At 74.9% G+C, this 24,230-nt stretch carries 16 protein-coding genes and 1 tRNA gene; 5 read left to right on the top strand and 12 right to left on the bottom strand.

The features are described 5' to 3' along the window. Positions 1-10: 10 nt before the first annotated feature. Together C9F11_RS34100 and C9F11_RS34095 are read right to left on the bottom strand one after the other, a co-directional pair. Positions 11-1,309 carry a DUF6421 family protein gene (locus tag C9F11_RS34100; protein ID WP_249401987.1) on the bottom strand — a complete coding sequence of 433 codons (1,299 nt, stop codon included), beginning with the start codon at positions 1,307-1,309 and terminating at the stop codon, positions 11-13. Further along, positions 1,306-1,887 carry a bacilysin biosynthesis protein BacA gene (locus C9F11_RS34095; RefSeq protein WP_249401986.1) on the bottom strand — a complete coding sequence of 194 codons (582 nt, stop codon included), beginning with the start codon at positions 1,885-1,887 and terminating at the stop codon, positions 1,306-1,308. Before C9F11_RS34095 ends, C9F11_RS34100 begins: the two co-directional genes overlap by 4 nt. A gap of 549 nt (positions 1,888-2,436) precedes the next feature. On the opposite strand from C9F11_RS34095, the gene C9F11_RS34090 reads away from it, so the two are divergent. Further along, entirely contained in the window at positions 2,437-3,339 is a 903-nt protein-coding gene (locus C9F11_RS34090; RefSeq protein WP_138962992.1) for an alpha/beta hydrolase, read from the top strand. Between the two features lie 110 nt (positions 3,340-3,449). Here the strand turns inward: C9F11_RS34090 and C9F11_RS34085 are convergent, their stop codons facing one another. From C9F11_RS34085 to C9F11_RS34055, 7 genes are all read right to left on the bottom strand, one after another. Further along, positions 3,450-5,387 carry a DUF2264 domain-containing protein gene (locus C9F11_RS34085; protein ID WP_138962990.1) on the bottom strand — a complete coding sequence of 646 codons (1,938 nt, stop codon included), beginning with the start codon at positions 5,385-5,387 and terminating at the stop codon, positions 3,450-3,452. Beyond that, positions 5,384-6,364: a hydroxyacid dehydrogenase gene (locus tag C9F11_RS34080; RefSeq protein WP_138967334.1), complete on the bottom strand. Its 981-nt coding sequence runs from the start codon at positions 6,362-6,364 to the stop codon at positions 5,384-5,386. Before C9F11_RS34080 ends, C9F11_RS34085 begins: the two co-directional genes overlap by 4 nt. A gap of 23 nt (positions 6,365-6,387) precedes the next feature. Beyond that, the gene (locus tag C9F11_RS34075; protein WP_138962989.1) at positions 6,388-7,266 is read right to left on the bottom strand and encodes a carbohydrate ABC transporter permease; all 879 of its coding nucleotides are present in this window, start codon (positions 7,264-7,266) and stop codon (positions 6,388-6,390) included. Beyond that, on the bottom strand, positions 7,263-8,243 hold the full coding sequence (locus tag C9F11_RS34070; protein WP_138962987.1) for a sugar ABC transporter permease: 981 nt from the start codon (positions 8,241-8,243) through the stop codon (positions 7,263-7,265). Before C9F11_RS34070 ends, C9F11_RS34075 begins: the two co-directional genes overlap by 4 nt. 74 nt (positions 8,244-8,317) lie before the next feature. Continuing rightward, positions 8,318-9,670: an extracellular solute-binding protein gene (locus C9F11_RS34065; RefSeq protein ID WP_138962985.1), complete on the bottom strand. Its 1,353-nt coding sequence runs from the start codon at positions 9,668-9,670 to the stop codon at positions 8,318-8,320. Positions 9,671-9,929: 259 nt separating this feature from the next. Continuing rightward, the gene (locus C9F11_RS34060) at positions 9,930-11,024 is read right to left on the bottom strand and encodes a substrate-binding domain-containing protein (protein ID WP_138962983.1); all 1,095 of its coding nucleotides are present in this window, start codon (positions 11,022-11,024) and stop codon (positions 9,930-9,932) included. Positions 11,025-11,168: 144 nt separating this feature from the next. Beyond that, positions 11,169-11,242, bottom strand: a tRNA-Pro gene (locus C9F11_RS34055). A gap of 137 nt (positions 11,243-11,379) precedes the next feature. Between C9F11_RS34055 and C9F11_RS34050 the strand changes: the two genes are divergently transcribed. The 4 genes from C9F11_RS34050 (at position 11,380) to C9F11_RS34035 (ending at position 15,215) form a co-directional block, all read left to right on the top strand. Continuing rightward, positions 11,380-11,910 carry a DUF309 domain-containing protein gene (locus C9F11_RS34050; RefSeq protein ID WP_138962980.1) on the top strand — a complete coding sequence of 177 codons (531 nt, stop codon included), beginning with the start codon at positions 11,380-11,382 and terminating at the stop codon, positions 11,908-11,910. Positions 11,911-11,922: 12 nt separating this feature from the next. Next, positions 11,923-12,699 carry a precorrin-6A synthase (deacetylating) gene (cobF, locus tag C9F11_RS34045; protein ID WP_138962978.1) on the top strand — a complete coding sequence of 259 codons (777 nt, stop codon included), beginning with the start codon at positions 11,923-11,925 and terminating at the stop codon, positions 12,697-12,699. Positions 12,700-12,776: 77 nt separating this feature from the next. Further along, positions 12,777-14,825: an MDR family MFS transporter gene (locus C9F11_RS34040; RefSeq protein ID WP_171075912.1), complete on the top strand. Its 2,049-nt coding sequence runs from the start codon at positions 12,777-12,779 to the stop codon at positions 14,823-14,825. 192 nt (positions 14,826-15,017) lie between these two features. Then, positions 15,018-15,215, top strand: coding sequence for a hypothetical protein (locus C9F11_RS34035; RefSeq protein WP_138962976.1), 198 nt, complete (start codon positions 15,018-15,020; stop codon positions 15,213-15,215). 21 nt (positions 15,216-15,236) lie between these two features. Here the strand turns inward: C9F11_RS34035 and C9F11_RS34030 are convergent, their stop codons facing one another. The 3 genes from C9F11_RS34030 to C9F11_RS34020 form a co-directional block, all read right to left on the bottom strand. After that, complete coding sequence (locus C9F11_RS34030) at positions 15,237-16,424, bottom strand: thiolase family protein (RefSeq protein WP_138962974.1); 1,188 nt, start codon at positions 16,422-16,424, stop codon at positions 15,237-15,239. Positions 16,425-16,591: 167 nt separating this feature from the next. After that, entirely contained in the window at positions 16,592-17,293 is a 702-nt protein-coding gene (locus C9F11_RS34025) for a class I SAM-dependent methyltransferase (protein WP_138962972.1), read from the bottom strand. Positions 17,294-17,320: 27 nt separating this feature from the next. Next, entirely contained in the window at positions 17,321-24,193 is a 6,873-nt protein-coding gene (locus C9F11_RS34020; RefSeq protein WP_138962970.1) for a type I polyketide synthase, read from the bottom strand. Positions 24,194-24,230 lie beyond the last annotated feature (37 nt).

Genomic DNA, 24,230 nt, shown 5'->3' with positions numbered 1-24,230 from the left:
CTCGTCCCGTTCACAGCGCGGCCGGTGCGAAGCGCAGGGGCGGCAGCGCGGCGAGCCGCTCCCGCTCCCGCAGGAGCGCCCGCTGGTCGTCGGTGAAGGCGTACCGGTCGCCCTCGGCGCCCTCGCGCAGCCGGGTCCGTACGAGCGCCTTGGCGGCCGCACGGTACTCCGCGGGGGTGCTGACGGCCGCTTCCATACCCTCGATGGCGTCGACCAACTCCCGCAGGCCCTCGATCACCCGGTCGTGGTCCAGGTGGAGGAGCCCCGCGCGGCCGGTGGCGAGGGCGCGGCGCTCGCGCAGCCAGGAGTAGAGGAACACGCCGGTGCCCGCGTCGAAGTTGCGCACGGCGTGGGCGTCCAGCGGGTACCGGAACATCCGCTCCAGGAGGATCATGGCGATCTGCTCGTCGGCGTACGGCACCGCGGGATCGGCGTGGCAGGCGAGCGCGGTCCTGGCGTCGACCTTCAGCTCCTCCAGGAGGCCGACGAACCAGTTCATCTTGAGTTTGATGTGCTGGTCGAGCGGCCACCGCCCCTGGTGGTGGAAGTAGTCGTGCAGATAACCCCAGACGGCCCGGGCCTGGTAACAGGCTTCGGGGTCCATTCCGGTGGAGGCGCGGGGCACGGATCGGGGAGTGAGGACGGCGCGTGCGGACGGCACGGCGTACGTCTCGTGAATCCTGCGGAATTTGCTGAAGAAGAAGATCGCGTAGGCCTGTTCGACGACCTTGTCGTGGGCCGCGACGTTCTCCGGGAAGAAGACGATGCAGTTGCCGTCGGCCACTCCTTCGCTGCCCGCGACGAGCACGGTGGCCTGGCAGTTGTTCTTCGGGTGCGGATAGTGCTCGGCGAGGCCGGGCAGCGCGTCGGGCTCTTTGCGGCGCACGAGGAAGAACTCCAGGCGCTTGCCGACGGGCGGGGCGCTGTTGGTCGTCTGGACGGGGGCGAGGAACGCCGCCCAGTCCCCGTCGGCCGGGGCGGTGAGCGCGTCGCGGCTGCGGGCGAAGTGCGGCGGCGTGTCGAGCCCGGCGGCCAGCCAGCCCTCGACGTCGGCGGCCAGGGCGTCGGCCTGCGCGGCCCTGCCGTGCCCGGCGAAGAAGCGGGTGGCCTCGTCCGTGACGGCGAGCAGGGCGCGGCGGTCCGCGGCGTCCGGGGCGGGCACGGTGCCGTCGTCGCGCTGACGGCGCCGGAAGGCGTTGACGCGCGGCAGGAGGCCGCTGCCGAGCCGCGCGGCCTCCCCGAGGAGGTCGTCGTGGAGGTGGTGGGTGCCGCTCGCCGGGCCGAGCACCCCGTTCGGCGCGCCGCTCACCGGGCGGCCTCCCGCACCTGGTGGACGGTGTAGACCATCGGGACCTCGCCGAAGCTGCGGACGATCCGCAGGCCGTGGGCCCGCGCCGCGACGACGGTGGTGACGCACCCCTCGGCCTTGCCGTCGGCGCAGTCGATGGCCGCCTGGGCGTTGCTGGTCACCAGCTGACGGGCGCTGACGGGCGCCACGAGCCCGGCCGGTGCGGGGTGGGTGGCCACGGTGCGCGGCTCGCCGTGCGTGCCGGGCGCGGCGGCGAGCACCATCTCGTACGTGGGCCACAGGAAGCAGTCGACCATGCGGCAGGTGTGGAGGTTGCCGAAGACGAGCGTGTGCAGCTCGGGGTAGACGGCGCAGGCCACCAGGGCGTGGGCGCCGGTCCTCGGGACGCTCGCCATCGCGTCCTCCAGGGAGGGGTGCAGGACGACCTGCCCCTCGTCCTCAAGTCCGTGGCGCTGGAACCAGAGATGGGCCGCCGACTCCAGATTGGTGCCGGTCGGGCCGAGCGTGTGCAGATAGCGGATGTCGCCGATCGACGCCGCCGCGAGCGTGTCGACGCATGTCTGTTCCCCCGTCATCATTCCACTCTCCTGAGTTTCCTGAATTCCCCCGCGCAGATCCCGTGCAGCTCCCCTGCATATCGCGTGCGTTTCTCGTGCCCATCTCGTGCGGTTCTCCTGCGGCCGGGGCGCGTACCGGCCACGGATATGTCGATGGCGTCGGCATTCTCCGGCGTGTTTCCCCGGGTGCCGACCGGCGCGGCACGCGGTGTGCGTACCGCGCCTACTGGCCCGCGTCGGCGATCCTAAGCAGCCCCGGCCCGACGCGGCCAGCGCGCTGGTGACGCACCGGCGGGTTTTCCACACCCTGGCCATTTCGGCCCGCCCGGCTGTCCCGAAATCCCGCGACAAACGCCGCTGTTGGGGGTGACACATGCCGTGCTTTCATCCACGCGCCGGGGTTCGGGCGCACGCATCGCGTCACGCCGGAGCGGCCGGGAGGGCCCGGTCACCGCCCGGTCCCCCGCCCGCCCCGTCAAGTTCACGCTCCGTCCGCGATGAGATTCGCCGGGCCCGGCCGTCTTATGGGTGAGAGCGGCCGAGCCGGCCGCGGAGACCCGAGGAGTCACCATGACCACGAAGCCCGAGAGCCACACCCTGGACGCGCCCGGCGCGACCCTCGCGTACGACGTGCGGGGCGAGCTGCGGGACGCGGACGAAGGCCGCCCCGCCCTGCTCCTGATCGGTTCGCCGATGGACGCCGTCGGGTTCACGACGCTCGCCTCGTACCTCACCGACCGGGTCGTCGTCACCTACGACCCGCGCGGGACCGGACGCAGCGTCCGGACCGACGACGAGGGGGCCGAGGGGGAGCTGACGCCGGACCGGCACGCCGAGGACCTGCGGCAGCTGATCGAGGCGCTCGGCGTCGGGGCGGTGGACGTGTTCGCCAGCAGCGGCGGCGCGGTGAACGGCCTCGCGCTGGTGGCCCGCCACCCCGGCCTGGTGCGCACGCTCGTGGCGCACGAGCCGCCCGCGGTGCGGACCGTGCCGGACCACGAGCAGGCGTGGGCCGCCGTGCAGGGCATCCACCGGACGTACCAGAGCCAGGGCATGGGGCCCGCGATGGCCAAGTTCATCGCGCTGACGATGCAGAAGGGGCCGCTGCCGGACGGCTACGCCGACGCGCCGGGCCCCGACCCGGCCGACTTCGGCCTCCCGACCGAGGACGACGGCTCCCGCGACGACGCCCTCCTCGGGCAGAACCTCCTCGGCTGCTGCGGCTACCGGCCCGACTTCGACGCCCTCGCCGCCGCGCCGACGCGGATCGTCATCGCGGTCGGCAAGGAGTCGGAGGGTGAGCTGGCGTCCCGCGCGGGCGTGGCGATCGCCGAGCGCCTCGGCACCGCCCCCGAGGTCTTCCCCAGCCACCACGGGGGCTTCCTGGGCGGCGAGTACGGCCAGCACGGCGAGCCCGAGCCCTTCGCCACGAAGCTCCGCGAGGTCCTCACACCCAGCCCGTCCGGCGCCTGAGGACGAGCGCGCAGCGCGATGATCACGAACCCGCGCGACGCCCGCAGGACGAGCCGCACCACAGCCATACAGCCCGTCCGGCGCTTGAGGACGAGCGCGCAGCGCGATGGTCAAGCCCGTCCGGCGCCTGAGGACGAGGCCGAAGGCCGATCGACCGCCGACCCGCCGTGGCGGACCCGCGGCGGATCGAAGCCGACCTGGGTCCACTCCCCCTCCGCCCACCCCACGAGCACCTCACTCCCGGAAAGGACGACCTCGCCTACGGCGGAAGCGAGCGGCAGCGGCTCCGTGCCCAGCGAGGCCAGGGCCACGAACACCCGGGTGCCCTCGGCGGCAGCAGTGAGCCGCGGCATCCGCGCCCACGGCTCGTAGGCGGTACCCGCGGGGGCCCGGACCTCGTCCGGACCGTCCGCGGGGTCGGGCCCGCCCCAGCCGTACAGCCCGACGAGCGCCGAGCGCAGCGCCCCCGTGGCCCAGCCGGTGAGCGTCACCCGCGCCCCGGGCGGCGCACCCACCACCCGGTGCACCCGCAGCTCGTACCGCCCGCGCGCCACGGTCACGCTCTCGACGCGCAGTCCGGGCACCATCGGCGGCCCGGACCCGAACACCGGCCGGTGCCAGGAGGCGGCCCAGCCCCACCCGTCGCCGTGCCCCGCGCCCAGCGGACGGATGCGGCGGCGCACGCTGGCGACGCCGTCGACCACCACCGCCAGGTGGTTGTCGGCGGCGTCGGCGGGTGCGGTGGGGCCGGTGTGCGTGGAGTAGGCGAGCCGCCCGTAGTGCGGGTCGTCCTCGGCGGCGGCCTCGCCCTCGTGCGGCCGGACGTGGTCGCTGCCGTGGTTGTGCAGCCGCACGATCCCGTCCGCCCGGGTCGACTGCACCAGGAGGCCCGGCGCGGGCAGCGCGAGCACCCGGTCCGCGGCCTCGCTCGGCGCGGGCTCCTCGGGCGCCGTCCACAGCGGGGCGTCGGCGGGGGCGAGCAGCGCCACGAAGGCCTTCGCCGCCCAGTACGGGGACGCCGGGCCCGAGTAGGGCTGGAGCGTGGCCGGGTGCGGCCCGTGCCAGCCGAGGCTCAGCAGCCCGTCGGCGGTGAGCGCGCCGCGGTCGAGGAAGTGGCGCAGGGCCCCGCTGGCGATGCGGCGCGAGGTGCCCGGCGTGAGCGGGGTGTGGCCGGTGACCGCGCCGATGCCGACGGCCGCCGCGGCCGCGAAGCGGTAGGTGAGGGAGCGCCCGAAGTGGACCGGCGCGCCGTCCCCGCCGAAGAGGAGCGCGTAGCCCTCCAGATGCGTGCGCAGCCGTGGCCCGAGCCGGTCGGCGAGGCCCGTGTCGCCCGTCAGGTGGGCGTGCAGCAGCGGATACAGGTGCAGGGCCCAGCCGTTGTAGTGGTCGAAGGCCCGCCCGTCGCCGTCGCCGTACCAGCCGTCGCCCCGGTACCACGTCTCCAGGAGCCCGAGCGCGCGCTCCATGGCGCGGGCGGTCGCGCTGTCGCCCCGGCCGACGGACTCCAGGAAGGACGCCACCATGAAGGGGAACAGGTACCAGTTGTTGGGCGCGGGCACATGGGTGAGCGCGTCGCGCAGCCAGCGCTCCGCGCGGTCCCGCACGGCGTCGTCGAGGCGGTCCCAGAGCCACGGCCGGGTCAGCGCGAGGCCGAGCGCGACGGACGCCGACTCGACCATGGGCTGGCCCCCCACGTGGTGGTCGAGGATCAGCGGCCACGACTCGGTGTCGTCCCGGCCGGGCGCGCGGGTGCCCGCGGCGAGGCCCCTCGCGTACCGGTCCAGCCAGCCGTGCGGGTCCGCGCCGCCCGCCCCCGCGATCCGGAAGCCCGCCGCGAGGAACGTACGGGCGTAGCCCTCCAGGCCGTCCGAGCGGACGCCGGACGCGGAGGGGCGGCCCGGCAGGCCGAGCAGGGCGCCTTGCGGGGTGGCCCAGCGCCACGCGGCGGTGAGCAGTCCGTCGGCGACGGCTTCCCAGTGCGCGCGGGTGTACCCGGTGTGCGGGCTGACGCCCCGGTCCTCCGCGGGCAGGTCGAAGGGGATGCTCATGCCAGATACGCCAGCCTTTCGCGTCGTACGGGATGGGCGAGGCCCTCGCCCGCGGCCCAGCGGGCCACCTCGCCGACGGCCGTGTCGGCGAGGCGCTGCCACTCGCTGCCCTGGGACCCCGCGAGGTGCGGGGTGAGCAGGGCGTTCGGGCAGTCCCACAACGGGTGGGCGGCGGGCAGGACTTCGGGGTCCGTCACGTCGAGCACCGCCCGGATCCGGCCCGCCCGCACCACGTCGGTGAGCGCGTCCTGGTCGACGACGGCGCCGCGCGAGGTGTTGATCAGCGTGGCTCCCGGCCGCATCGAGACGAGCAGCTCCCGGTCGACCAGGCCGCGGGTCGCGGGCAGCAGCGGCGTGTGCACGCTCACCAGGTCGCCGCGCGCGAAGAGGGCGGGCAGGGTCACCCGCTCCGCGCCCAGCTCGGCGGCCTGCGCCGCGGTGACGTACGGGTCGTGCAGGAGCACCTCGAAGTCGAAGGGGCGCAGCAGCTCGATGACGCGGCGGCCGATCAGGGAGGCGGAGAGGATGCCCACGGTGCGGCGGTAGTTGCCGACGTGGTGGGGGGTGCGCAGCCAGTCGCCGCGCTCGCGGGCGCGGCGGTAGTCGCGGGCCTGCTCCAGGACGTGCTTGCCGTGCAGCAGGATCATCGCGAGGGTGTACTCGGCGACCGGCAGCGCGTTGGCGGCGGCGGCCGACGACACCGCGAGGCCCCGTTCCCAGCAGGCGTCGGTGACGTGCCCGCGCACCGAACCCGCGGCGTGCACCACCGCCTTGAGGCGCGGTGCCGCCGCGAGGACACCGGCGTCGAGCGGCGGGCAGCCCCACCCGGTCACCAGGACCTCGACGTCGGCGAGCACGGACCGGGCGCGGGCGCTCGTCAGGTCGTCGAGCGCGGGCGGCGGCGCCAGGTCGCACACCTCGGCGAGCGCGGCGAGCGCGCGCGGGGCGAAGACGGCCGCCGCGGCCCGCGACGACATGGCGAGCGCGGTGCGGGGCCGGTTCACTTGACCGCTCCCGCCGTGAGTCCGGAGCGCCAGAACCGCTGGAGGAGGGCGAAGGCGAGGAGGAGCGGCACGACCGCGAGCAGCGAGCCGGTGATCACCACGGGGTAGTACTCGGGCGAGACGGTCGCCTGGCTGTTCCACTGGTAGAGGCCGAGGCTCACCGGGTACAGGTCCTGGTCCGACAGCATCACCATGGGCAGGAAGAAGTTGTTCCAGATCGCGGTGAGCTGGAAGAGGAACACCGTGACGAGGCCGGGGCCGAGCATGCGCAGGGAGACCCGGACGTACGTCGTCAGCTCGCCCGCGCCGTCGACGCGCGCCGCCTCCAGGACCTCGTCGGGCACATAGCCCTGGCTGAAGATCCGCCCCAGGTACACGCCGAACGGGTTGAAGAGGACGGGGATGAAGACCGCCCAGAAGGTGTTCACCAGGCCGGCCTCGGAGGCCAGCAGGTACAGCGGGAGGGCGAGGACCGTCTGCGGCACCATGACCGCCGCGAGGACCAGGCCGAACAGCTTCTCCTTGTGCCGGAAGCGGTACTTGTCGAAGGCGTAGCCGCAGGCCACGCTGATCAGCGAGCCGAGGGCCGCGCCCAGGACGGCGTAGAGCAGGCTGTTGCCGTACCAGCGCCCGTACAGGCCGCCGTCCATGGCGAACACGTCCTTGACGTTCCGGGTCAGGGAGAAGTCGCCGAAGGACAGCAGGCTGCTGCTGAACAGGGCGTCGCGGGTCTTCGTCGCGGCGAGCACCAGCCACAGGACTGGCAGGAGCGTGTAGAGGACGAAGAGCCCGACGACCGCGTTGACCGTCGCGCGGCCGAGCAGACACGGGCGCGACGAGGCGGAGTGCGACGAGGCGGAGTGCGACGCGCTCATCGGGCGGCCCCCTCGGTCCGGTCGCTCCGGCTCGTCCAGCGGGTGACGCCGTAGGACACGGCGACGGTGAGGGCGAGGAGGATCACCGAGGCGGCGGCCGCGAGGGAGTAGTTGTTGCGGGTGAAAGCGGCGTCGTAGATGTACATGCTGGGCGAGAAGCGGGAGTTGATCATCTGTGAGGACTGGCTGAGCAGCATCGGCTCGGTGAACAGCTGGAGCGCCCAGATCAGGGTGAACATCGCGACCACCACGATCGAGGAGCGCACGAGCGGCGTCTTCACCTGGAGCGCGGTGCGCACGGGCCCCGCCCCGTCCACGACCGACGCCTCGACGACCTCGCGCGGGACCGCCTGCAGGGCGGCGTAGAAGACGACCATGTTGTAGCCGAGGTTGCTCCACAGGGCGATGTTCACGATCGACGGCAGCGTGGTGTGCAGACCGAGGAAGTCCACCGTGATGTCGGCCTTGTTGAGGACGTCGATGACCGGGCTGATGCCGGGCGTGTACAGGTACAGCCAGATCAGGGCGGCGATGATGCCGGGCACCGCGTGCGGCAGGAACAGGCCGAGCTGGGCCCAGGCGCGCAGCCGTACGACGCCGGAGTCGAGGAGCAGCGCGAGGGCGAGGGAGCCGAGCACCATCAGCGGGATGTAGAGCAGGCAGTACAGCGCGACCGTGCCGAGCCCGGACAGGAACGTCGGGTCGCCGAGCACGGCGGCGTAGGAGCGCGCGCCGACGAAGACCGTGCGCTCGGGGCCGAAGCCCAGGCCCGGCTGGTCGTCGCTGAAGAAGCTCAGCCACACCGCGGTCCCGACGGGGACGAGGAAGACGACGGCGAGCAGGAGGAGGAAGGGCGCCATCAGGACGCCCGCCGCGGTGCGTCTGCGGCGCGCGGCCATGCGCTTCGCCTTCTGCCCGCGCCGCTCGGCGGCCCGCTGCGGGGCGGCCGCGGCGGGGACGTGGGCTGTCGCGGTCATGGGTGTCACCTGCCTTTCGGGGTGCGGGCGTTCACATGGAGCGGGGGCGTTCGCATGGAGCGGGGTGCGAGCGCTCATGTGGAGTGCTGGGTGGTGGCCAGGCCGAGCGCCTTGAGGTCGGGCATCGTGCCGTCCTGCGCGGCGCGCACGGACGACAGGACGGTGCCGGAGCCGCCTCCGGCGCGGGCGAAGGCGTCCTGCATGACCTTGCTGGTGGCGGTCATCCGGGGGCCCCACACCCAGCCGTCGCGGATCTTGCGGGCCTCCTCGTCGAAGAGCGCGTAGACGTCCTGTCCGCCGTAGTAGCCGCGGTCGAAGGCCGCGCGGCCGACCGCCACCAGGTCGGTCGCGGCCGGGTACTGGCTGCTCGCGCCGCTGGAGAGCCGGGCCTTCAGGGCGTCGGGGTGGGAGACCTGCCACTCGATGAACTCCATGGCGGCCTCGGGGTGCCGCGCGTCCTTCGTCACGGCGAACGTGGAGCCGCCGTGCGTGCCGATGGCGGGCCGGTCGGGGTCCCACTGGGGCAGCGGCGCGATGCGCCACAAGCCCTTCTGCGCCGGGCGCGCGTTCATCTGCGCGCCCGCCTCCCAGGCGCCGCTGAACCGGGTCAGGACCTGGCCGCCCGCGACCTGGGCGTCGAAGAGGCGGCTCTCGACGGCGTTGACGTGGACGAGGTCCTCGTCGATCAGGCGCTGCCAGTACGCCGCGACGCGCCGGGTCGGGGCGTCCGCGAGGGACACGTTCCAGGCGCCCTTGGAGGTGTCGAACCACTGGGCGCCCGCCTGCCAGGCCCAGGCCGCGAAGTGCATCGCGCCGTCCGTGGCGAAGACCGCCGCCCTGCGGCCCTCGCCGCGGCCCGGCACCTTCCGGGCGAGTTCGGCGAACTCCTCCCAGGTGGCGGGGACGTCGAAGCCGTACTTGTCGAAGAGGTCCTGGCGGTAGTGCAGCACCATCGGCTCGACGTCGAGCGGCACGCTGTACGTGCGCCGCTCGAACGTGGTCAGGCCGAGCGCCTGGGGCAGCAGCCTGGCCCGCAGTCCGGCGCCGAGCAGCGGCGTGATGTCCCGGGCGACCCCGTCTATCGCGAAGCCCGGCACCTGGGGGTACTCGATCGTGGCGACGTCGGGGGCGTTGCCCGCGCGCGCCGCGTTGCTGAGCTTCGCGTAGCCGCCGTGGTTGCCGGACGGCACCTGCTCGAAGTCGACCCGGATGTGGTCGTGGGTCCGGTTGAACGCGTCCACGACCTCCTGGCTGCCGCGCAGCGCGGACCAGAAGGTGAGGGTGGTGACGCCCTTGGCGCCCTTGGCACCTTTGGCCCGCGGCGCGGCCCCGCCCCCACCGCAGGCACCGAGGGCACCGGTGAGCGGCAGCGCGGTGGCCGCGGCGAGTACTCCCCGGCGGCTGGGGCGGCTGTGTCGACCAGGCATGGGCGCCTCCCGAGGCTCCTGCGTGTCCGAGTCACGGGAATACTGATCGGCTGAGCGGACCTGGTCAATAGATCGCTCAGAAGAAGATGAAGCGATCAAACGCTCATCATGGTGCGGCAGTTGAAGAGCTGCTGAGTTCGGCAGCGCCCCCGGAGGGGCGCGGGGCTGTGCCCATCTGCGGCTCCGCCGCGCGGGCGCGACCAGCCACAGCGCACCCGCAGACGAAGGACAGCCCGCCACGGCAGTCCCAACGAACCGCTCAAGCCCCGCGCAGCGGTCGGGTCGAGCCACGGACCTTCAGCTCGGGCAGCAGCTCAAGGCGCCGCACGGGCTCAGCGCCCCGCGCGAGGCGGCGCAGCAGCAGTTCGGCCGCCGCCCGGCCGATGTCCGCCTTGGGCGGGGACACGGCCGTGAGGGGGGTGCTGCCGAGCGCCGCGACCACGTCGTCGTACGCGATCACGGAGCAGTCCTCGGGCACCCGCACCCCGCTGTCGCGCAGCGCCTGCACCAGCATCAGCGCGTCCACGTCGCCGTGCAGGACGGCGGCGGTCGCGCCCGTCGCGCCGAGCAGCCCCGGCAGGTCGACCGGCTGCTCGGCGGTCGGCGCCGCCGGGTCGGGGACCGCTCCGGGAGAGCTGAGGGCGAGCGCCCACTCGTGCACGTCCGGGTGGTCCGCCGCGATCTCGGTGAACGCCGCGCGCAGGGCGCGGGCCGTCGGGCTGTCGTCGCGCGCGGCGAGCACGATGCGCCGGTGCCCGAGCCCCGTGAGGTGCTCGACGGCGAGGTGGACGCCGTACCAGTGGTCCGTGCACACCGCGTCGACGGCGTGCAGCGCGCTGCCGCGCCGGGGCCTGCGCTCCATCACGACCAGCGGTACGGGCACGCGCGCGAGCCAGGCGCAGTCGGCCTCCTCGGTGGCCCGGTCGCGCCAGCGCGGCGCGATCAGCAGGCCCCGCGCACCGTCCGCCAACGCCCGCTCCACCAGGGGCTGTTCGGCGCCCGGCGCGGCCGGGGCGATGTGCAGCGCGATGCGGACGCCCGCCTCCTCGAAGGCGGCACGGGCGCCGTGCAGCGTCTCGTACAGATACGAGTGGCGCTCGGGCACGACGACCGCGACCGGGCCGCCGTCGCCCGCGGGCGCGGGGGGCGCCGGGCGCTCGGCCTCGTCCGTGACCGGCCGGGCGACCCCGTGGCCGCGGCGCAGCTTGCCCTCGCGGGCGAGTTCCTCCACGTCGCGCCTGAGGGTCACGACCGACACCGCGAGCTCCGCCGCGAGATCGCTGACCCGGGTCGCACCGCGCGACCGCACCGCGGCGAGGATCCGCTGCCGCCTGAGGTCCACCGGTTCGCGCATGCTGCTGCCCCCTCGCCACGGCCGTTCGTTTGAGCGCTTTCCCTGAGCGCTTCGCACGGCGGCAGCATAACCAGCGGGCGCGCACGACCGAGGGGCCGTTCCAGATCTCTCTGAAACGGCCCCTCGACTCGCGACTTCGCAAAGTCGGGACGACAGGATTTGAACCTGCGACCCCTTGACCCCCAGTCAAGTGCGCTACCAAGCTGCGCCACGTCCCGGTGCGTTCCTCGCGGTGTGTGTTCCGCGTGATCACGCAGGTAGAACTCTACCCCACGTACGGGGGTGGTCCCGGCCGTCCCCGTCGCAGGTCACCGCCCGGCGGCGGGGTGCGGGCCCGGGGCGGGAGAATCGCCGTATGACGAGCGCACTTGGACCAGGTGGCCGGGACCGGGACACGGAGGGCCGGGCGCGCAGCGCGCGGCCGCGCGACGGGCTCGGGCGGCCGCTGCCGTACGGGGCCGAGGGCGTGGAGCGCCAGCCGGAGGGCGTGACCCGCACGCCCGCCCGGACCCTCGCCGAGGCGCAGGCGCTGCTCGACGCCGGGCGCCCCTTCCACGCGCACGAGGTCTTCGAGGACGCCTGGAAGTCGGGGCCCGAGCGGGAGCGCGGCCTGTGGCAGGGGCTCGCGCAGCTCGCCGTCGGCCTGACCCACGCGGCGCGCGGCAACGCAACGGGCGGGGCGCGGCTGCTGCGCAGGGGCGCGGGCGCCGTCGCGGAGTGGAGCGCGGCCGGGCCGGGGCGCGAGCGGCCGTACGGGATCGGCGTGGCGGAACTGGTGGAGTGGGCGCGGGGGTTGGCCGCACGGGTCGAGAGGGGCGAGGTGCCCCTCGACGCGGCGGCGGCCGCGCCGACGCTGGCCCCCGGCACGACGCGCGGGGACGGGTGACAGACTCCTGACGTGCGAAGGATTCATGTCATCGGGATCGGCGCGGGCGACCCGGACCAGCTCACCCTGCAGGCCGTCAAGGCGATGAAGGACACCGAGGTGTTCTTCGTCCTCGACAAGGGCGAGGACAAGGAGGACCTGGTCGCGCTGCGCCGGGGCATGCTCGACGCGCACCGCCCGGACGGGGCGTACCGCGTCGTCGAGGCCCGCGATCCGCGGCGCGCGCAGGAGGCGGACCGCGTCGCCTACGCCGGCGCGGTCGACGACTGGCGCGGCCGCCGCGCCGACATCTATGAGCGTCTGATCGCCGAGGAGCTGGGCGCGGAGGGCACCGGCGCCTTCCTGGTGTGGGGCGACCCCGCCCTGTACGACAGCACGATCGCGATCCTGGAGGACGTCATCGGGCGCGGCGCCGTCGCCTTCTCCTACGCCGTGGTGCCCGGGGTCAGCAGCGTGTCCGCGCTCGCCGCCCGGCACCGGGTGGGCCTGAACCGCGTGGGGCGCCCCTTCCAGGTCACCACGGGCCGCCGCCTGAGCGACGAGGGCTTCCCCGAGGGCGTGGACGACGTGGTGGTGATGCTGGACGCCCGGCAGGCCTTCCTGCGCTACGCCGACCGGGACGACCTCGACATCTACTGGGGCGCCTACCTCGGCACGCCGGACGAGATCCTCGTCTCCGGGGCGCTGCCCGAGGCGGCCGGGCGCATCGCGCGGCTGCGGGCCGAGGCCCGTGCGCGCAAGGGCTGGATCATGGACACGTATCTGCTGCGGCGGCGGCCGCGGGACTGAGCCCGCCGCCGGACCGGCCGTCACCGGACCGGACGGCCCGGCATGCACACGCCCGGTACCGGTGTGAGGGTGTGCCTGTGACCGTCACCGAGCACGCCGAGGCCGCGCGGGCACCGGAGCAGGGCCCGCCGGTCCTTGACCGGCGCCGCCGCAATGTCGTCTTCGTCACGATCATGCTGGGCGTCCTGCTCGCCGCGCTCGACCAGACGATCGTCGGCACGGCCCTGCCGACGATCGTGTCGGACCTGGGCGGCGCCGCGCACATGTCCTGGGTGGTGACGTCGTACCTGCTCGCGGAGACCGTCGCGACGGTCCTCGTCGGCAAGTTCGGTGACCTGTTCGGCCGCAAGGTCGTCTTCCAGGTGTCGGCGGTCGTCTTCATCACCGGCTCGTTCCTGTGCGGCCTCGCCACGAACATGTCGCTGCTCATCGCCTGGCGGGCGATGCAGGGCATCGGCGCGGGCGGTCTGATGGTCACGTCGATGGCGCTGATCGCCGATGTGATCCCGCTGCGGGAGCGCGGCAAGTACCAGGGCGCGATCGGCGCCGTCTTCGGCGTGTCCACGGTCATCGGCCCGCTGCTCGGCGGTCTGTTCACCGACCATCTGAGCTGGCGCTGGGCCTTCTACGTCAACGTGCCCATCGCGGTCCTGGTCGTCGTGGCCGCCGCCCGCACCATCCCGTCGGTGAAGTCGGCGGCGCGGCCCGTCATCGACTACCTGGGCATCGCGCTCGTCGCGATCGGCTCCAGCGCGCTGATCCTCGCGACCAGCTGGGGCGGCAACGAGTACGCGTGGGGCTCGGGCGTCATCATCGGCCTGTTCGCGGGCGGGCTCGCCGCGCTCGCGGGCTTCTGCTGGGCGGAGACGCGCGCGGCCGAGCCGATGCTGCCGATGCGCCTGTTCGCGAACCCGGTGTTCACGGTCTGCTCGGTCCTCAGCTTCATCGTGGGCTTCGCCATGCTCGGCGCGATGACGTTCCTGCCGACGTACCTCCAGTACGTCGACGGGGACTCGGCCACGATCTCCGGCGTGCGGACCCTGCCCATGGTCGTCGGCCTGCTCATCGCCTCGATCTTCAGCGGCAACGTGGTCAGCAGGACGGGCACGTACCGGATCTTCCCGATCGTGGGCGCCCTGGTGATGGCGCTCGGTCTGTTCCTGATGTCCCTGATGGGCAGCGCGACCAGCGCGTGGCTGGAGTCGCTGTACATGTTCGTGCTCGGCGTCGGCATCGGCCTGTGCATGCAGGTCCTCACGATCGCCGTGCAGAACACCGTCGCCTACGCGGACCTGGGCACCGCGACGTCCGGCGTCACGTTCTTCCGCACGCTCGGCAGCTCCTTCGGCACGGCCGTGTTCGGCACCATCTACGCCAACACGCTGGCCCCGAACCTCCGGGACGGGGTCGCCGAGGCGGCGCGGACCGGGGCCGCGCCGCAGGAGGCGATCGCGAAGGCCTCGCAGAGCCCGGAGGGGCTGCACGAGCTGCCGGGCGCGGCGGCGGCGCCGCTCGTCGAGGCGTACGCGGACACGCTCCAGACCGTGTTCCTGTGGACGGTCCCGGTCGCCGCCGTCGGGTTCGTCGTGGCGCTCTTCCTCAAGCAGGTGGAGCTGCGCGACAGCGCGCGGATGAGCTCCAACGACATGGGCGAGGGGTTCGCCTCGCCGTCGTCCGCGGGCGACTCGGCCCGGCTCCTGGAGCTGGCCGTGGGGAACATCCTGCGCCACAAGGGCGCCGGCACCGCGCGGACCGTCGTCAGCCGGTCCGACACGCGCCTGGACCCGGCGGGCGCCTGGGCGGTGATGCAGGTGGCGCTCTTCACCCGCCTGGTGGGACACGCGAACCTGAACCTCATCGCGGCCCGGCGGCGGCTGCCGCCGGAGGTCCTGGTGCCGGTCTTCGACCGCATGGTCGAGGAGGGCTACCTCAGCCGCAGCGGCACCCTGTTCCAGCACACTCCCGCGGGCGAGCGGGAGGCCGGGGTCATCGGCAAGGAGTGGGCGCGCTGGCTCGCCGAGGAGCTGGAGAAGGACGGCCGGGGCAGCGAGGACGACGCCGCGCTGACGACGGCGGTCGACACGATCGCGAAGCGACTGCTCGCGGAGGACCTCAACACCCCGTAGGGGCCGGGGGTACGCGCCCCGTAGGGGCGCGGGGAACTGCGCGACCAGCCACGACGGCGCCGCAGACAACCGAAGACCCCTTCCCCCGCGGCGCCCACGCCAAACGTTTCCGCGCGGGGCGTCCGCCTTATCCGTGGTATCGGGGTGGGCTGATTGACCCCGCCGTGGCCACGGCGCGGGGCGGAGCGTTGGGTGGGCATGGAGACCGACGGCGCAATCCACCAGGTACACGCCCGGCTCGTCGGGGCGTACTGGCTCGACTCCCCCTACCTCCGGCATCCGCGGTGCTGTTGTTGCGCCCCGGCCCGCCCCGCGCGGCCGTGGGGCGTGACGGCGGTGGGCCTCGCCTGTCTGGCGCTGGCCCTCACCGTGGCCGTCACGCTCATGTAGCGGCGCGGACGCGGCCCGGGGTCAGTCCCGCTCGACGAGCACCGCGCTGCCCTGCCCCACGCCGACGCACATCGTGGCGAGGCCGCGGGTGGCGCCGGTGCGGCCCATGCGGTGCAGGAGCGTGGTGAGGATCCGGGCGCCGGAGCAGCCCAGGGGGTGGCCCAGGGCGATGGCGCCGCCGTCCGGGTTGACCAGGTCGGGGTCGATGCCGAGCGTGTCCACGGAGGCGATCGCCTGGGCCGCGAAGGCCTCGTTGACCTCGGCCTCCTGCACGTCCGCGACGGACCAGCCGAGCCGCGCCAGGGCCTTGCGGGTCGCGGGCACGGGGCCGATGCCCATCACGTCCGGGTGGACGCCCGCGCTGGCCCCGGCCGCGTACCGGCCGAGCGAGGTGAGGCCGAGGTCGCGCAGCGCCTCCTCGCTGACGAGCAGCAGCCCCGCGGCGCCGTCGTTCATCGGCGAGGCGTTGCCCGCGGTGACGCTGCCGCCGTCGCGGAACACCGGGCGCAGCTTGCTGAGCTTCTCGTACGAGGTGTCCTCGCGGATGCCCTCGTCGGTGTCGACGAGCGTGCCGTCCGGGGTGGTGACGGGCAGCAGCTCGGCGTCGAAGCGGCCGTCCTTGCGGGCGGCCGCGGCGCGCTGGTGGCTGCGCAGCGCGAAGGCGTCCTGGCGCTCGCGGGAGACGCCGTGGCGCTCGGCCACCTCCTCCGCGGTCTCCCCCATGGACAGCAGGCCGTGCAGCTCCCGCATCCGCGGGTTGACCAGGCGCCAGCCGAGGCGGGTGTCGACGGTCTCCATGCGGTGCGGCAGCGCCTCGTCGGGGCGCGGCAGGACGAACGGGGCGCGGCTCATGGACTCCGAGCCGCCCGCGACGACGATGTCCGCCTCACCGGCGGCGATGGCGCGGGCCGCCGTGGTGACGGCTTCCAGGCCCGAGGCGCACAGCCGGTTCACGGTGGCTCCGGGCACGGACTCCGGCAGGCCCGCGAGCAGCGCGGCCATGCGGGCCACGTTGCGGTTGTCCTCGCCCGCCTGGTTGGCGGCGCCCCAGTAGACGTCGTCGACGCGGGCCGGGTCGAGGTCCGGCACGCCGTCGAGCAGGCCGCGCACGACGGTGGCGGCGAGGTCGTCGGGGCGGACGGAGGACAGGGCCCCGCGGAGCCTCCCGATGGGGGTGCGGCGGGCGGCGGCGAAGTGAACGGTGCGCACGGCGACTCCGGAGCGTGTACGGCCGACAAGCGGTTAATTAGCGCTGCTAGTTTCGGAGTGTACGTGGCACCCGGGTCCGGGGGAAGCGCGGACGGCCGTCCCGGCACGGCCGCTCCCCCGGGGCCCCGCGCGGGCGGCCCCGGGAAGCCGTTCGTACCGCCCCGGCCTCAGGCGGGCGTCCAGGCGCGGAAGATGCCGACGCACCCCCGTACGGTCAGGTCGAAGCGGTCGAAGTGCTCGTCGAGCTGCGCGCGCAGGTCGTCGAGGTGGTCGTCCTCGTTGTGGAAGGCGCCCCGCTTGTTCAGCGTCCGCAGGGCCCGGCGGGCGGAGCGGGTCACCGGGACGCCGCCGGTGAGGACCGTGGTGCCGAAGACGACACCTCCGGGGCGGACGACGGCCCCGGCGTGCGCGAGGGCGATCCCCTTCTCGCGCAGGCTCCCCGGGACGCAGTGCAGCAGATAGCTCATGCCGACCGAGTCGTGCGACCGCTCCGGCACGGGCAGGGGCTCCAGAACGTTGGCGCGGACCGTGGAGACCTCGTAGCGCCGCAGCCGGTTGGCGGTGTGCGCGAGGGAGTTGGGGTTGAGGTCGACCAGGGTGATCCGGGGGTCGGGCACGGGAAACCGGGCGTGGTGCAGCAGGTAGCCGCTGCCCACGCCGATGTCCATGTGGCGCGCGCCGACCTCGGTGTCGTACAGCTTCCGGGAGACGGCGGGCGGGCACCGCCACAGGAGGGGGGCGGTGCCCCGGTAGACCGTGAGGTCGTAGAGGTTGAGGAACGGCTTCGAGTACCCCGACTGTCCGTCGATGACGGCCTGGTCGAGGTCGTCGATGGGCTTGCTGCCGCCGGTGCCGTGGGACGTCATCATGCTCCTAGGGTGGTCGGGTGCCGTGCCTCAGTGAAGGCCGCCGAGCCAGTCCCGCACCGCGCGCAGGGCGGGCTCGCTGTGCTCGCGGATGATCGAGAAGTGGGTGCCCGGCGTGTCGACGGCGGTGTGCGGCAGGTGCCAGCGCGGCCGCCAGTCGTCGGCGGCCGCGGCGGGACTCCCGACGGGGGCCGGACCGTCCGCGGCCGGTTCGTCGAAGTCCGGTTCGTCGAAGTCCGGTTCCGTGGCCGGTTCCAGGGCGCGGACGAGCAGGGTGGGGGCGGCGATCTCGCGCGGGCGCCACGTCTCGAAGAGCTGTGCGTAGTGCGCCAGGGCGGTGAGATACGCGTCGTCCCCGGTGTCCTCCGTCCACAGCACGTCCGGCGCGCCGGTGGCGCGGGCCCGGTCGATCCGGGCGTGCAGCCGCGGGATCATCGCGCTGCCGGGCCAGTAGCTGTCCAGGAGGACCACGGCGGCCGGGCCCGCCCCGCGCTCCTCCAGGACGGCGGCGGTGGCGTGGGCGATCCAGCCGCCCGCCGAGTACCCGAGCAGCACGGCCGGGCCGCCGTCGGCGCGGGCCCCGAGCCCGTCGGCCAGGAGGTGCGCCAGGGCGTCCACGGTCGCGGGCAGCGGCTCCCGCCAGTCGAAGCCCGGGACGGGCTGGGCCCATACGTCGTGCTCGCCCTCGGCCGCGGCTGCGAGGCGCGCGTACTGGGGCGCGCCCGCGCCGACGGCGAACGTCGGGAAGCAGACCAGGTCCGGTCCCGCGGCCGCGGAGCCGCGGGCGAGGCGGACGCGCGCCGGGCGCAGCCGCTCGTCGGGCGCGTCGAAGGTGGGACGGAACCGGGCGACGCCGCGCACCAGTTCGTGGAACTCGTCGGTGCGGCCGAGCTCGCCCGCGCGGGCGAGCAGCGGGCCCAGGGTGAACCGCGCCCCGGCGGCGGGCGCCGCGTCGGCCGCGCCCTCGGGGCCCGCCGTCTCCGCCCGCTCCGCCAGGAACCGGGCCACGTCGGGGACGGTCGGGTGCTGGAAGACCAGGGCGGGCGGCAGGCGGAGCCCGGTGGCCGCGCCGAGCCGGTTGCGCAGGTCCACCGCGGTCAGCGAGTCGAACCCCAGCTCCGGCAGGTTCCTGTCGTCGGCGACCCCGGCCGCGTCGGCCAGCTTGAGCACGGCCGCGACCTGGGTGCGGACGAGGTCGGCGAGCAGCTCCCGCCGCTCGTCCCCGGTGGCCGCGGCGGTCAGGCGCGCGCGGAACTCCCGCCCCCGCTCCGCGCGTTCGGAGCCGCGCCCGGGTCCGGAGGCGCCGAGCGGCGAGCCGGTCGGCTCGGGCCAGTAGCGCTCGTGCTGGAACGCGTACGTGGGCAGCTCCACGAGGGTCGCGCCGACGTCGGTGAGCATCGTGTCCCAGTCCACGGCCGCGCCGCCGACGTGCAGCCGGGCCAGGGCGGCCAGGAGCGCGCTCACCGTGGCGCCGTCGCGGTCCGCCTCCACGTGGTCGCGCACGCCCTGGGAGTCGAGCCACCGCACCGCCTCGTCGGGCGTGCCCGTCTCGCGGGAGAGGCGGGACCAGTGCTCCGGGGTGGAGAGCTCCTCGTACGGGACCGGGCGGCCGGTCCGGCCGGAGACGAGGGGGATCACCGGCGGGCGGAACGTCAGCTCCTTGGCGACGCGGTGGACGCCGTCGGCCTCCTGGTCCAGGGCGAGGGCGAGCGCCACCGCGTCGGCCAGGGACAGGGCGCCCGCGCAGTGCGCCGCCGTCACCTCGCCGACCGCGTGGCCGAGGAGGTGGTCGGGGGTGACGCCCCAGTGCGCCAGGAGGCGGAACAGCGCGACGTCCTCGGCGAAGCGGGCCAGGGCCCGGGACGCGCCGGGCGCGGGCGCGTCGGGGTGCGCGGCGCACGCGGCGGCGACCTCCGCCAGGGCGGCCGCGTGCACCGGGAGGTGCGCGTAGGCCGGGTCGGCGGGAGCGGCCGGGGTGGCGGGACCGGCGGCGGGACCGGCCGGGGCGGCGGCCTCGCCGGAGGGGGCGGCCCCGGCTGAGGGGGCGACCCCGCTCGCGTGCGTGTCCCCGCCGGAGAAGTGGAGGGCCAGCCTGCCGCGGGCGCGGGCCGCGCCCCGGAGGACGCGTCGGGCGTCCGGCCCGCCCTCCGCGTCCTGCCCGCCTTCCGCGATCCGTGCGAGGCCCGCCAGGAGCGACGCGCGGTCCTCGCCGAGGACGACGGCCCGGTGTTCCAGGACGGCCCGGGTGCTCGCCAGGGAGCGCGCGACGTCGGCCGGGGCGAGACCGGGGCGCCCGGCCGTGAACTGCCGCAGCCGCTCGGCCTGTTGGCGTACGGCCTGCTCCGTCTTGCCGGAGAGCGTCCAGGGCAGGACGGGCAGCGCGGCGACCGGCCGCGGCACCTCGGCGGGAGCCAGGCCCTCGGCAGGAGCCAGGCCCTGGGTGGGCGCGAGGTCCGCGGTGGGTGTGCGGGGCTCCGTGGGCGCCTGCTCCAGGATCACGTGCGCGTTGGTGCCGCTGATGCCGAACGACGAGACGCCCGCGCGCCGCGCCCGGCCCGTGTCCGGCCACGGCCTGGCCTCCGTCAGCAGTTCCACGGCGCCCGACGACCAGTCCACGTGCCGGGTGGGGTCGTCCACGTGCAGGGTGGGCGGCAGGACGCCCCGGCGCAGCGCGAGCACCGTCTTGATGACGCCGCCCACGCCCGCCGCGCCCGCCGTGTGCCCGATGTTGGACTTCAGGGACCCCAGCCACAGGGGCGACCGGGCGGGCCGCCCCTGGCCGTACGTGGCCAGGAGGGCCTCCGCCTCGATGGGGTCGCCGAGGGTGGTGCCGGTCCCGTGCGCCTCGACGGCGTCGACGTCCCGGGGTTCGAGTCCGGCCTGCGCCAGGGCCTGGCGGATCACGCGCTGCTGGGCGAGGCCGTTGGGCGCGGACAGGCCGTTGCTGGCCCCGTCCTGGTTGATCGCGGAGCCGCGGATCACGGCGAGGACCTCGTGGCCCTCGCGCCGGGCCTTCGACAGGGGCTCCACCAGGAGCACGCCGACGCCCTCGCCCCAGCCGGTGCCGTCGGCCGCCGCGGCGAACGCCTTGCACCGGCCGTCGGGGGCCAGCGCGCCCTGCGCGCTGAACTCCACGAACGCGCCCGGCGTGGACAGGACCGTGACGCCCGCCACCAGGGCGGCCGTGCAGTCGCCCTGCCGCAGCGCCTGCACCGCCAGGTGGAGGGCGACCAGGGACGACGAGCACGCGGTGTCCACGGTGACGGCGGGCCCTTCGAGACCGAAGGTGTAGGCGAGCCGCCCCGACGCGACGCTCGTCGACGTGCCGGTCATCAGGTGTCCCGCGCTCTCGTCGGGGTCGGCGGTGAGCAGCGGCAGGTAGTCCTGGCCGCTGAGGCCCACGAACACGCCGGTGCGGCTGCCGCGCACCGCGTCGGGCGCCAGCTTCGCCCGCTCGAACGTCTCCCACGCCACCTCCAGGAGGAGGCGCTGCTGCGGGTCCATGGCCAGGGCCTCGCGGGGGCTGATCCCGAACAGGAGCGGGTCGAACCGGTCGGCGTCGTGCAGGAAGCCGCCGCGGCGGACGTAGGTGCGCCCCGGCGTGCCCGGAGTGGGGTCGTACAGGTCCGCGACGTCCCAGCCGCGGTGGGCGGGGAACGACGAGGTCGCGTCCCGCCCCGCGGCGACCAGCTCCCACAGCTGGTCCGGCGACGCCACGTCGCCGGGGAACCGGCAGCCCATGGCGACGATCGCGACCGGCTCGTCGGCGACGGGCCCGGTCGGCAACGGGGCGGCGGCGCCTTCTTGACCGCCCGTCAGGAGCGTACGGAGGTGGGCGGCGAGCCGCTCGGCCGTGGGGTGGTCGAAGACGGCCGCCGGGGAGACGCGGACGCCGGTCGCGGTGGCGAGCCGGTTGCGCAGCTCCATCGCCGTCATCGAGACGAAGCCCAGGTCGGTGAAGGCCCGGGTGGGGTCGAGGTCCGCCGGGTCCTGGTGGAGCACGGCGGCGGCGTGCTCGCACACCGTCTCCAGGACGAGGCGTTCCCCGGCGCCGTCGGGCAGTTCGGCCAGGCGCCGGCGGAAACCGGCGGCCGCGCTGTCGTCGCCCTCCCGGGCCCGCACCGCGGCCTGTGCCCCGTCCGGCCAGTAGCGGCGGCGCTGGAAGGCGTGCGTCGGCAGGTCCACCAGGCGCGCCCGCGGCCCGATGCGGCCCGACCAGTCCACGCGTACGCCCTGGACGTGCGCCTCGGCCAGGGAGGTGCTCACGCGCCGGGCGTCGCCCTCGCCGCGCCGCAGCGAGGTGAGGACGGTGCCTTCGGCGGCGGCGCTTTCGAGGATCTCGTGCACGGAGACGGCGAGCACCGGGTGCGGGCTCACCTCCACGTACGTGCGGTGACCCGCCGCGAGGAGACCGCGGACGGTCGGCTCGAAGCGGACCGTCCGCCGCAGGTTCCGGTACCAGTAGGCGGCGTCGAGCCCCTCGGTGTCGAGGAGGCCGCCGGTGACCGTCGAGAAGAACGGGATCGCGGCCGGGCGGGACGTGATGCCGGCGAGCACGGCGAGGAGTTCGGCCTCCAGGGTCTCGACCTGCGCCGAGTGCGACGCGTAGTCCACGGCGACGCGGATCGCCCGTACGCCCTCCTGCTCGGCGGCCGCCAGGAGTTCGCCGAGGGCCTCGGCGTCGCCCGACACCACCACGGACGAGGGGCTGTTGGCCGCGGCGACGGCGAGGCGCGTGCCCCACGCGGCGAGCCGCTCGCGCGCCCGGTCCTGGGGCAGCGCGAGGAACGCCATGCCCCCGCTGCCCGCCAGGCGTTCGGCGACGAGGCGGGACCGCAGCGCGACGATCCTCGCCCCGTCCTGAAGGGTCAGCGCGCCCGCCACGCACGCGGCGGCGATCTCGCCCTGGGAGTGGCCCACCACGGCGCCCGGCTCGACGCCGTGGGAGCGCCACAGCTCGGCCAGGGAGATCATCATGGCCCACAGCGCGGGCTGCACCACGTCCACGCGGTCGAGCGGGGCGGCGCCCTTCGCCCCGCACACGACGTCGACGAGCGAGAAGTCGACGTGGGGGGCGACGGCGGCGGCGCACGCGTGCAGCCGGTCGCGGAAGACCGGGGAGTCGCGGTACAGGTCCGCGGCCATGCCCTCCCACTGGGCGCCCTGGCCGGGGAAGACGAACACCGGCTTCCCCGGCTCCCGGGCGACGCCCGCCACCACGTCGGGCGCGCTGCGGCCCTCGGCCACGGCGTCGAGCCCGGCGAGGTAGCCGTCCCGGTCGTCGGCCAGCACGATCGCGCGGTGGTCGAAGGCGGTGCGCGAGGCGAGGAGCGCGAGGCCGACGTCGGCCGGGGACAGCTCGGGGCGCTCCCGTACGTGGTCGCGCAGCAGGGCCGCCTGCTCCCGCAGGCCCCGGTCGCCGCGCGCGCTGACCAGCCAGGGCAGGGGGCCCGCGGCTCCGGCGGTCGCGTCGGCCGCCGCCGGGGCCGCGGGGTCCGTCGCCGGGGCCGGGAAGCCGTCGTGGTCCGCCTGTTCCAGGATGACGTGGGCGTTGGTGCCGCTGATGCCGAAGGAGGAGACGCCCGCGCGGCGCGGGCGCCCGGTCTCGGGCCAGGCGCGGCCCTCGGTGAGGACGCGTACCGTGCCCGGCGACCAGTCGACGTGCGGGGTCGGCTCGTCGACGTGCAGGGTGGGCGGCAGGACGCCCCGGCGCAGCGCCATCACCGTCTTGATGACGCCGCCGACACCCGCGGCGGCCTGGGTGTGGCCGATGTTCGACTTCAACGACCCCAGCCACAAGGGCCGTTCCTGGTCCCGCTCCTGCCCGTACGTGGCGAGGAGGGCCTGGGCCTCGATGGGGTCGCCGAGCGCGGTGCCGGTGCCGTGCGCCTCGACGGCGTCCACGTCGGACAGGGAGAGCCGGGCGTTGGCGAGGGCCGCGCGGATGACGCGCTGCTGGGAGGGGCCGTTGGGCGCGGTCAGGCCGTTGGAGGCACCGTCCTGGTTCACGGCGGAGCCCCGTACGACAGCGAGCACGGGATGGCCGTTGCGCCGCGCGTCCGACAGGCGCTCCAGGAGGACCAGGCCCACGCCCTCGCCCCAGCCGGTACCGTCCGCCGCCGCCGCGAACGCCTTGCACCGGCCGTCCGGCGCAAGCCCCCGCTGCCTGCTGAACTCCACGAACATGCTCGGCGTCGGCATCACCGCCGCGCCGCCCACCAGCGCGGTGGCGCACTCGCGCTGCCGCAGCGACTGCACGGCCAGGTGCAGGGCCACCAGCGAGGCGGAGCAGGCGGTGTCCACGGTGATCGCCGGGCCTTCGAGGCCGAACGTATAGGCCAGGCGCCCCGAGAGGACGCTGGCGAGGAACCCCGTCGAGTAGCCCTCGAAGTTCTCCTCGGCGCCCTGGAGCAGCATCGCGTACTCCTGGCTGCTGGTGCCGACGAAGACGCCGGTCCTGCTGCCCCGCAGGGCGGCCGGGGTGATGCCCGCGCGCTCGAAGGTCTCCCAGGCCACCTCCAGGAGGAGGCGCTGCTGGGGGTCGAGGGTGAGGGCCTCGCGCGGGGTCACGCCGAACAGGCCCGCGTCGAAGGACGCCACGTCGTCGAGGAAGCCGCCCTCGCGCGCGACGCTCGTGCCGAACCGGTCCGGGTCCGGGTCGTAGAGCCCCTCGACGTCCCAGCCGCGGTCGTCGGGGAAGGGCGCGACCGCGTCCCGCCCGGCGGCGACCAGGTCCCACAGGTCCTCCGGGGAGCGGACGCCGCCCGGGTAGCGGCAGCCCATCGCCACGACGGCGATCGGCTCCCCCGCCGCCGCCTCGACGTCGCGCAGGCGCTCCCGCGTCTCGTGCAGATCGGCGGTCACCCGCTTGAGGAAGTACCGGATCTTGTCTTCCGTCACCATCTGAAATCCACCTCGTCGAGACGTCACCGATGTCCGC

It is taken from the genome of Streptomyces sp. YIM 121038, assembly GCF_006088715.1.
Taxonomy (GTDB): domain Bacteria; phylum Actinomycetota; class Actinomycetes; order Streptomycetales; family Streptomycetaceae; genus Streptomyces.
The sequence above is the reverse complement of the archived record's forward strand: the minus strand, read 5'-3'. Positions and strand labels throughout refer to the sequence as shown.

Excerpts from the sequence above, each read along its gene's own strand:
- C9F11_RS34095 (WP_249401986.1), bottom strand. The coding sequence starts at position 1,887 with ATGATGACGGGGGAACAGACATGCGTCGACACGCTCGCGGCGGCGTCG.
- C9F11_RS34090 (WP_138962992.1), top strand. The coding sequence starts at position 2,437 with ATGACCACGAAGCCCGAGAGCCACACCCTGGACGCGCCCGGCGCGACC.
- C9F11_RS34085 (WP_138962990.1), bottom strand. The coding sequence starts at position 5,387 with ATGAGCATCCCCTTCGACCTGCCCGCGGAGGACCGGGGCGTCAGCCCG.
- C9F11_RS34080 (WP_138967334.1), bottom strand. The coding sequence starts at position 6,364 with ATGTCGTCGCGGGCCGCGGCGGCCGTCTTCGCCCCGCGCGCGCTCGCC.
- C9F11_RS34075 (WP_138962989.1), bottom strand. The coding sequence starts at position 7,266 with ATGAGCGCGTCGCACTCCGCCTCGTCGCACTCCGCCTCGTCGCGCCCG.
- C9F11_RS34070 (WP_138962987.1), bottom strand. The coding sequence starts at position 8,243 with ATGACCGCGACAGCCCACGTCCCCGCCGCGGCCGCCCCGCAGCGGGCC.
- C9F11_RS34065 (WP_138962985.1), bottom strand. The coding sequence starts at position 9,670 with ATGCCTGGTCGACACAGCCGCCCCAGCCGCCGGGGAGTACTCGCCGCG.
- C9F11_RS34060 (WP_138962983.1), bottom strand. The coding sequence starts at position 11,024 with ATGCGCGAACCGGTGGACCTCAGGCGGCAGCGGATCCTCGCCGCGGTG.
- C9F11_RS34050 (WP_138962980.1), top strand. The coding sequence starts at position 11,380 with ATGACGAGCGCACTTGGACCAGGTGGCCGGGACCGGGACACGGAGGGC.
- C9F11_RS34025 (WP_138962972.1), bottom strand. The coding sequence starts at position 17,293 with ATGATGACGTCCCACGGCACCGGCGGCAGCAAGCCCATCGACGACCTC.
- C9F11_RS34020 (WP_138962970.1), bottom strand. The coding sequence starts at position 24,193 with ATGGTGACGGAAGACAAGATCCGGTACTTCCTCAAGCGGGTGACCGCC.